This is a genomic window from Gordonia sp. (in: high G+C Gram-positive bacteria) (genome assembly GCF_012515855.1).
GTDB lineage: Bacteria > Actinomycetota > Actinomycetes > Mycobacteriales > Mycobacteriaceae > Gordonia.
In genome coordinates this window covers 1-8,791 of record NZ_JAAYXO010000242.1, presented here as the reverse complement: position 1 = coordinate 8,791, position 8,791 = coordinate 1, and the positions used below count along the sequence as shown (strand labels likewise).

General features: G+C 67.5%; 8 protein-coding genes. 2 read left to right on the top strand and 6 right to left on the bottom strand.

Going from position 1 to position 8,791, the window contains the following annotated elements; genetic code table 11:
* On the bottom strand, nucleotides 1-201 hold a 201-nt coding region (locus tag GX543_RS17390), incomplete at its 3' end, for a 3-keto-5-aminohexanoate cleavage protein (protein ID WP_290853740.1).
* A gap of 485 nt (nucleotides 202-686) precedes the next feature.
* Between GX543_RS17390 and GX543_RS17385 the strand changes: the two genes are divergently transcribed.
* Entirely contained in the window at nucleotides 687-1,319 is a 633-nt protein-coding gene (locus GX543_RS17385; protein WP_290853738.1) for a ScbR family autoregulator-binding transcription factor, read from the top strand.
* 9 nt (nucleotides 1,320-1,328) lie between these two features.
* On the opposite strand, the gene GX543_RS17380 is transcribed toward GX543_RS17385, so the two are convergent.
* Complete coding sequence (locus GX543_RS17380) at nucleotides 1,329-2,477, bottom strand: glycosyltransferase family 4 protein (protein WP_290853736.1); 1,149 nt, start codon at nucleotides 2,475-2,477, stop codon at nucleotides 1,329-1,331.
* Between the two features lie 28 nt (nucleotides 2,478-2,505).
* Here GX543_RS17380 and GX543_RS17375 point away from each other — a divergent pair, with 28 nt between their 5' ends.
* Nucleotides 2,506-3,267 (top strand): class I SAM-dependent methyltransferase, encoded by a 762-nt coding sequence (locus GX543_RS17375; protein WP_290853735.1) that lies wholly within the window; start codon nucleotides 2,506-2,508, stop codon nucleotides 3,265-3,267.
* Between the two features lie 259 nt (nucleotides 3,268-3,526).
* Here GX543_RS17375 and GX543_RS17370 read toward each other — a convergent pair whose 3' ends face one another.
* From GX543_RS17370 to GX543_RS17355, 4 genes are all read right to left on the bottom strand, one after another.
* Nucleotides 3,527-4,021, bottom strand: a complete 495-nt coding sequence (locus GX543_RS17370) for a hypothetical protein (RefSeq protein WP_290853732.1) — start codon at nucleotides 4,019-4,021, stop codon at nucleotides 3,527-3,529.
* Nucleotides 4,022-4,054: 33 nt separating this feature from the next.
* Nucleotides 4,055-6,637 (bottom strand): ABC transporter permease, encoded by a 2,583-nt coding sequence (locus tag GX543_RS17365; protein WP_290853731.1) that lies wholly within the window; start codon nucleotides 6,635-6,637, stop codon nucleotides 4,055-4,057.
* Nucleotides 6,638-6,640: 3 nt separating this feature from the next.
* Nucleotides 6,641-7,453: an ABC transporter ATP-binding protein gene (locus GX543_RS17360; RefSeq protein WP_290853729.1), complete on the bottom strand. Its 813-nt coding sequence runs from the start codon at nucleotides 7,451-7,453 to the stop codon at nucleotides 6,641-6,643.
* A gap of 147 nt (nucleotides 7,454-7,600) precedes the next feature.
* Nucleotides 7,601-8,791: phosphoenolpyruvate carboxykinase (GTP) (locus GX543_RS17355; protein ID WP_290853728.1), on the bottom strand; the 1,191-nt coding region annotated here is incomplete at its 5' end.

Genomic DNA, 8,791 nt, shown 5'->3' with positions numbered 1-8,791 from the left:
GCCGTCCTCCTCACGCACATGGATGTGCAGCACCGTCGCGCCGGCCTCGTAGCAATCCACCGCCTGCTGGATGTGCTCCTCCATCGTCAACGGCAGATCCTCGCGGAAGTCATCAAGCTCCCACTCCGGACCATACGGCGCAGCCGTGATGACCAACTTGTCCTGCAACTCCGGGAACAGAGCGTCGTCGTGGAAATGCATGGGGACTCCTTCGAGCTTGAAGCGGGGCGTGGACACATCCGAGCGAGAGGCTTGCGCCACATGTTTTCGTTGATGTGATGGGATTCATGCTAGGAAAGGCCCGTGGCAAAAACTTACCCTGACGGGACTAGTCACTTAACAGTTCGGGACAGCTGAATCCTGCGCTCGAAACGGACGAATCGTCGGCTCCGGTCGCGATCGACCCCGGAAAGACGGACGCCAGTGCGCCACCCTCGCGATTGACGGCGCGGGGGTCGCGCACTGGCGTCGGCGAACCTCGCTAGGTCTCGTCCTGAAGCACCCCTCGGCCCTTTCGGCGGAGTTCCTCCGTATCCCAGCCGATGTGCAGCTCCAGTGCCGTTCCCGATAAAACGGGTTCACCGGTATGTAACGCTATACTCTCGAGTAACCGCTCGCAAGTCGATCACCGCAGGTAGTTGCCACTTTCACAGTGACGCTTGCAAATTCATCCACAAGGGGGACACATGGCGCAGCAGGCGCGAGCCGTCCAGACCCGACAGCAGATCGTCGTCGCCGCCGCCCACCTCTTCAGTCGCGTCGGCTACGAACGCGCCCGCCTCAACGACATCGTCGGCGAGACCGGATTGACCCGCGGCGCAATCTATTTCCACTTCCAGTCCAAGGACGAGATCGCGAAGATCATCGTCGAACAGTTCCAGGCGACATCAATCGAAGCGGTCGCCGCGATCGCCGCGACGGGCCAGTGCGCGATGTGTCAGATCGCGATGCTGAATCGCGAAATGGGACGCCTGCTGACCGTCGATCCGGTGGTCCGCGCAGGCATCCGACTGACGATCGAACTCAACTCCGGCGAGGCCCCGATTCCCGCCTATCTCGCGTGGATCGAAGCCCTGCACTATCTGGTATCGCTCGGTATCCACGAGGGAGATGTCCGGCCCGAGATCACCCCCAAGGACGCCGCGGTCTTCATCACCGGAGCGTTCGTCGGCTCCCAAGTCCTGTCGCAGGCGGTCTCCGGCCTCGAGGACCTCCCCGAGCGGATCGAGCGCCTCACCGGATTCCTGCTCAACGCACTGATGCCCGACGACCGCATCGCGGCGCACCCGACCATCGTCGAGGCACGGGTGCCGAGCTGATCGGAGAAGCTACCGCCTCATCGCTCCGGTGAGCACAGCCGCGAACTCGTCGGCCGTCCGCGACCACGAGTAATCCGCGAACCGCGCCCGCGCCGCCTCGCCGAGCATGCGTCGACGCTCACCGTCCCGGCCGAGTGCCGCGGTCGCGGCGGCCAGCTGGGCGGCGTCGTCCACCAGGAGTCCGGTGTGGCCGTCGCAGATGGAATCGACCAGGCCCGCTGAGCTGCGGTAGCCGATGGTCGGCACGCCGTGCTGCGCGGCCTCCACCACCGCAAGCCCCCACCCCTCCTTGCGCGACGGCATCAGGTGGATGTCCGCGGCGGCCAGCAGCCGATGCTTGCACTGCTCGCTCACGTGGCCGTGGAACCGCACCCGTCCGGCGATGCCGAGCGATGCCGTGCGCCCACGCAGACGCTCCGCCCACCAGCCGTCGCCCACCACATCGAGATGCGCGTCGATCCCGTCGCCCACGAGGCCCGCGAGGACGGCCAGCGCGTCCTCGATCTGCTTGTGCGGGACCAGCCGTGACACCGCGATCAGCCGCAGCCCCGGGCCCGCCTCGCTCGGCTCGATGCCCGCCGGGATCGGGTCGATGCCGTTGCGGACCACGCTGATGCGCGCGCGGTCGACCCCGAGGGCCACCAGCTCGTTCGCCGACGGCTCCGAAACGGTGACGTAGCGATTGCGGCGGTGCAACCGAGGCGAGACCCGCGACTCGATCCACCACCCGATCCGTGCGAGCACCGGTCCGGCCACCGGCCACTGCTCACGGTGACAGTGATGCACCAGCACGACGGTCGGCGCACCGACGACGAGTCGCGCGAAGAAGGGCACCCCGTTCTGGGTGTCGACGACGACGTCGGGGCGGTAGGGCGCGCGCAGGCCACCCGCGAGCCGGCCGCGATGCAGTCGCGCGGCCAGCATGGTCCCCAGCGCGCGCGGATACACACTCAGCCGACCGCCCGCTCGCAGGATCAGCATCCCATCCCGCATCTGCTTGCGCGGCGCACCCGGATACCCGGCGGTCAACAGGGTCACGCGCGACCCGCGGGCGGCGAGTTCGGCACCCACCCGCTCCAGATAGCGCTCGCTACCCCCGCCCTGCGGATGGCCGGTGTCGCGCCAGCACAGCAGCAGGACGTCGGTCGGGGGATTCACCCGACCCAGGGTATGCGACCCTGACTGCATGCCGCGTCTCCGCACGCCCGCCACCCCGTTCGCTCGCACCGCGACCCTGCGCCGCGCAGTGCACCTGCTGCGGGAGTTCCGCTACGAGCAGACGGACCCCGCGCGCTTCTACTCTGCGCTGGCCGACGACACCGCGATGATGGTGGCGGGCCTGGTGTCCGATCCCCTCGACGGCAAGGTGATCCTGGACGTCGGCGGCGGCCCCGGCTTCTTCGCCGACGCGTTCACCGCCCGCGGGGCCCGTTACCTGTCGGTGGAACCCGACGCGGGCGAGATGTCGGCAGCGGGGCTCGATCAGCGCACCGCGGTGCGCGCCCAGGGCGAGCACCTGCCGTTCCGAACCGGGAGCGTGGACGTCTGCTACTCGTCGAACGTCGCCGAGCACACCCCGACCCCGTGGGCGATGGCCGATGAGATGGTCCGCGTGACGCGCCCGGGAGGCACCATCATCCTGAGCTACACACTGTGGTGGGGTCCGTTCGGCGGTCACGAGATGGGCCTGACCCACTACGCGGGCGGCCATCGTGCAGTGCGCTGGTACACCCGCAAGCACGGCCGGTTGCCGAAGAATCTGTTCGGCGTCTCGCTGTTCCCCATCACCGCGGCGGCCGGCCTGCAGTGGGCGCGATCCACAGCCGACGCTGAATTGCTCGCCGCAGTCCCTCGCTATATCCCCAGGTTCGTGTGGCCGGTTGTTCACATCCCTGGAATTCGCGAGGTGGCGGCCACCAACCTCGTCCTCGTTCTCCGCAAAAACTGAGGTCAGGGGTTGATTCTCGATCCACCGAACACCCTCGAGAACTATCCCCACTGTGGAAATTACATGTGTGTAATTCATCCCCACTGTGGACAAGCCCTGTGGATAACTCCGGAACTGTGGGCGAACACACGTTTGAATAGCAGATTACCTGCACCACTGTACCGGCGCATGACAGATCCACCGTTGATCGTTACCCGCTCTGGGTAACGATCAACGGTGGAAGGAGTTCGCCTGGCTGCCCGAAACCAGCGGCTCGAACCTAGCGGGGCAGCTTTCCGGCACAGCGCAGGGGCCCGCCACTGCTGGTGCTGGACGAGATCAGTTCCTCGCCCTGGAGAATCGTGCACGTGACCGGGCCGCGGACCACCACGGCGGTCAGTTCCACGTTGCGGTCGGAGGCGGTCGTCTTGTTGGACCACGGCGATCCCGTCGCGGCGATCACCACGCGCCCGCTGTCGTTGCGGTACGCCAGCCCCACCACCTCGCCGGAACCAGTGAGCTGGTAGGTCACCGACCCCGGCGCCACCGCGGGTGTGGTCCGCGTCGGCGACGACGTGGACGAGCTCGCCGTCGTCTCGGACGTCGGTGCGGTAGTCCGGGTGGTCGTGGCCGGGCCGGTGTGCGAGGCGTCGTCGGACGACGATGCCCCACCGAACACCAGGAACCCGACCAGCCCCAGGACGATCACCGCGAGCACGACGACCACCGAGAGCAACACGGTACGACTGCGACCGGACGACGACGGGCTACTCATGGCACCCACCGTATCGCTGCTGCGGAATCGGCGTCATTCGGACGTGATCGCCTCGAGTGGACGCGTCCGGGCCGCCGTCACGGCAGGCCACAGGGCCGCGATCACGCCGACCACCGCGGAGCCGACCAGCGTGACCCCGATCAGGGCCCACGGGATCACCACGCCTTCCAGACCCCAGTGAGCGAGCGTACGCACCAGCGGCACGCCGATCGCGAGGCCCAGCACAGTGCCCAGCAGCGCACCGAAGACCGCGATGTACGTCGACTCGAGATAGATGGTGCGACGGACCTGTCCGCGGCTCATGCCGACCGCGCGGAGCATGCCGATCTCCTGCTTCCGTTCGACCACCGACAGCGCAAGGGTGTTGATGATGCCGAGGACCGCGATGATCAACGACAGCCCGAGCAGCGCATAGAGCGTCACCATCATCTGGTCGATCTGCGAGGAGATGCTGTTCTTGAACTGATCGCGGTCGAGCACCTGCGCGGTGAGGAACTCGGCCGTCGCATCCTCGAGCTGCGTCCGCAGTTCCTCGGTGGAGACTCCGGGCTTCGCGACCACGAGCACCGGGCCGCTGATCCGCTTCATCGCGACCGGCATCAACTGCTCGTACGTCTCCCAGCCGACCATCGTCCCGGCGATCGCCTCGTTGGCCTCGAAGACGCCCGTCACCCGGGTCGGGACCTCCTCGCCACCGGTGCTGGTGAAAGTCACCTCCTGGCCGAGCTTCCAGCCGTTGTCGCGCGCGACGGTGTTGCTGATCAGCAGGCCGTCACCCGGCAGATCGTCGGTGCCCTCAATCATCGTGATGGCGGCGACGTCGCCGATCGCACCGCCGTAGGGCGAGCTCAGGTACTCGTCCCGCCCGTCGTACTTCGCGGCGCCGTACGCCTGTGCGACCACCTCGCCCGCACCGGGTGCGTCCTTGACGTAGTCGACCACCGACAGCGGCAGCGGCATGTTGTTGTTGCCGGTGACTACGAAGTCAGCGCGCAGCCCCTTGTCGACGGCGGAGTCGACGGTGCCCTTGAACGACCATCCCAGCGTGCCGATGATCACCACGAGCATCAGACCGAGCGTCAGGGCGAACGCGGTGGCCGCGGTGCGACGCGGGTTGCGGACCGCGTTGGTCCGCGCCAGCTTGCCGACCGTGCCGAACGGCTTCTCGAAGACCGCGCCGAACGCACCGACCACCGGGCGGGAGATCATCGGTGCCGCGAGGACCACCGCGACGATCGCCAGCAGCGCGCCGAGTCCGACGATCAGCGCCGGGCCGGTTCCCTCGCCGAGGCCGCCGACCACCAGCGCCACCACACCGAGAACGCCGAAGATCGCGCCCACCAGGGTTCGGACACGCAACGATCCCGCGCCCGGTTCCACAGTGCTCTCCCGCATCGCCTCCACCGGCGGAATCCGCGAGGCGCGGCGGGCCGGGATCCACGCGCTGAGCAAGGTCACGACGATGCCGACGAACACCGCCGCAGCGATCGCCGCCACCCCCACCTGGAGCCCATCGGACGGCACGCCCTGCGCCTCGGTGAACGCCACCATCGCCGCGGCGATGCCGATGCCGAGAGCGAGTCCGAGGACGCCGCCGATCACGCCGACGATCAGCGCTTCGAGCAGCACCGACCGCGAGACGTTCTGGCGGCTCGCACCGATCGCGCGCAGCAGGGCCAGCTCGCGGTTCCGCTGCGCGACGATCATCGAGAAGGTGTTGTAGATGATGAAGGTGCCGACGAGCAGGCCGATCGCGGCGAAGGCCAGCAGGATGGCGCGGAAGATCGTCAGGAACTGATCGATGTTCGCCTTCGCGTCCTCGCGGACCTGGTCACCGGTGCGCACCTGGTAGACCTCGTCGAAATCGATCTTCGGGTCCTGTGCCTTGAGCACACCCTCCAGGTGCGCCTGGACCGCGTCGCGCAGTTGCACGTCGGTGACGCCAGCGCGAGCAGCCAGACCGACCGTCGCGACGTACTTGCCGTCGGAGAACAGTTTCGCCGCCGTGTCCTTGTCGAACATCACGCCGATGAATCCGCCGCTCGACGACGGCATCTCGGTGATGCCGACGACCGTGACCTCCATCGGCTTGGCGAGTCCGGCGCCGACCACCAGCTTGGTCTTGCTGCCGATCTTGAGGTCGCCCTTCGACGCCGCCTCGGAGTTCAGCGCGATCTCACCCGCACGTTCCGGTGCCCGCCCGGAGATGATGGTCGACTCCTCACCGACGGCCTGATCCGGCGGCAGGTAGCTCATCCCGATGCTCGGAGCGCCGCCCGACTGGATCGCGCGACCCGAGGCGTCGGCCAAGGTCACCGGACCGGAGTTGTCGACCGCGAGGCGCTCGATGCCGAGCTCCTTCTGGTTCTTCCGGAGGTCGTCGACCATCACGACCGGGACGCCGGGGCCCTCCCCGACCGCGTTGATCTCCACCGCGACGCCCTTGGCGACGTTGTCGAAGATCGAGTTGAACGCGTTCGAGACTGTCGAGGTGAAGATGACCGCACCGGCGACGAAGCTGGTGCCCAGGACCACCGAGAACACGGTGAGGACCAGGCGCAGCTTGTGGGAGGCAAGGCTCCGCATCGAGACCTTGCGCATCACATTCGATGCCATGTGTCAGTTCACCTCGCCGGCACCGTGCGCAGGATCGGCCTCGGTGGGCTGAGCAGGCTGCTTCGCGTCGAGATTGCGCATCACTTCGAAGACGTCGTCGGCCGACGGGCGCTGCAGTTCGCGGACGATCTGTCCGTCGGCGAGGAACACCACGCGATCGGCGTACGAAGCCGCGCGGGGATCGTGGGTCACGATGACGACGGTCTGGTTGAACTCGTCGGTGGCCGCACGCAGAATCTCCAGCACTTCGCTGGACGAACGGGAGTCGAGGTTGCCGGTCGGCTCGTCGCCGAAGATGATCTCCGGTCGACCGACCAGCGCACGCGCACACGCCACCCGCTGCTGTTGCCCGCCGGAGAGCTCACCGGGTCGGTGCGACAGTCGGTCGCGGATCCCGAGTCGGTCGACGACGGTGTCGAACCACTCGCGGTCCACCTCGCGGCCGGCGATGCCCTGGGGCAGCGTGATGTTCTCCTCGGCCGTCAGCGTCGGCACCAAGTTGAACGCCTGGAAGACGAAGCCGATGCGGTCGCGCCGCAGCTTCGTCATCTCCTTGTCGGAGAGGCCGTGCAGGTCGACGTCGCCGATCTGGACCGTGCCGCTGGTGACCGTGTCCAGTCCGGCGAGGCAGTGCATGAGGGTCGATTTGCCCGATCCGGACGGTCCCATGATCGCGGTGAACTCGCCGCCTCGGAAGCCGATCGACACGTCGCGGAGGGCGTGCACGACGGTGTCGCCGCTGCCGTAGGTCTTCACCACGTTGTCCGCGCGCGCGGCGATGACCGCGTGCCTGCCTGCCGGTGCTGTTTGCGTCATGCGTACAACCGTGTCAGACGCGGGGCCTCGATGCATCAGGGAGACCCCGGAAAATCCGTTTCCCCCGTGCGATCCACCTCACTCACCGGAGGCCGAAAGCAGTGCGGCCCGACCGGAGATCCGGTCGGGCCGCACTGTCGGTACGTGTCAGCCGAGGCTGGAACGCAGCTTCTCGAGCTGTGCCGTCAGCTCTGCGGGGAGCTTGTCCTTGCCGTCTTCGACGAAGTTGAACCACTCGTCGATCGTCGGGAGCTCGTCGCGCCACTCGTCGTTGTTCACGGCGAGAGCCTCGGCGAGATCCGCCTCGGAGATGTCCAGCCCGGTGAGGTCGATCTCGCCCGGTGCTGCGACGGTGCCGATCGGGGTCTCGACGCCTTCGACGTTGCCCTCGATGCGATCGACCATCCACTTCAGGACACGGCTGTTCTCGCCGAATCCGGGCCACAGGAAGCGGCCGTCATCGCCGCGACGGAACCAGTTCACGTAGAACACGGCAGGCAGCTGTGCGCCTTCCTTGCGGCCGATGTTCAGCCAGTGCTGGAAGTAGTCGCCGACGTGGTAGCCGAGGAACGGCAGCATCGCCATCGGGTCGCGACGGACGGTGCCGACCTTGCCCTCGGCGGCCGCGGTCTGCTCCGAGCCGACGGTGGCGCCCATGAAGACGGCGTGCTCCCAGTCGCGGGCCTGCGCCACCAGCGGGACGGTGGTCTTGCGACGTCCACCGAACAGGATGGCCGAGATCGGCACACCCTGCGGGTCGTCCCACTCTGCGGCCAGGGTCGGGCACTGCGACATCGGGGTGCAGTAACGCGAGTTGGGGTGCGCGGCCTTGGTGCCCGAGTCCGGGGTCCAGTCGTTGCCGTGCCAGTCGATCAGGTGAGCCGGAGCGTCGCCGTCGATGCCCTCCCACCAGATGTCGCCGTCGTCGGTGCGCGCCACGTTGGTGTAGATGGTGTTGCCCGCATCGATGGTCTTCATCGCGGTCGGGTTCGAGTCGTAGCTGGTGCCCGGTGCGACGCCGAAGAAGCCGTTCTCCGGGTTCACCGCGTACAGCCGGCCGTCGGCGCCGAAGCGCATCCAGGCGATGTCGTCACCGACGGTCTCGGCCTTCCAGCCGTCGAGGGTCGGCTCGATCATCGCGAGGTTGGTCTTGCCGCATGCGGACGGGAAGGCCGCGGCGACGAAGTAGACCTTGTTCTCGGGGCTCGTGAGCTTGAGGATGAGCATGTGCTCGGCCAGCCAGCCCTCGTCGTGCGCCATGGCCGACGCGATACGGAGCGCGTAGCACTTCTTGCCCAGCAGGGCGTTGCCGCCGTAGCCCGAGCCGTACGACCAGAT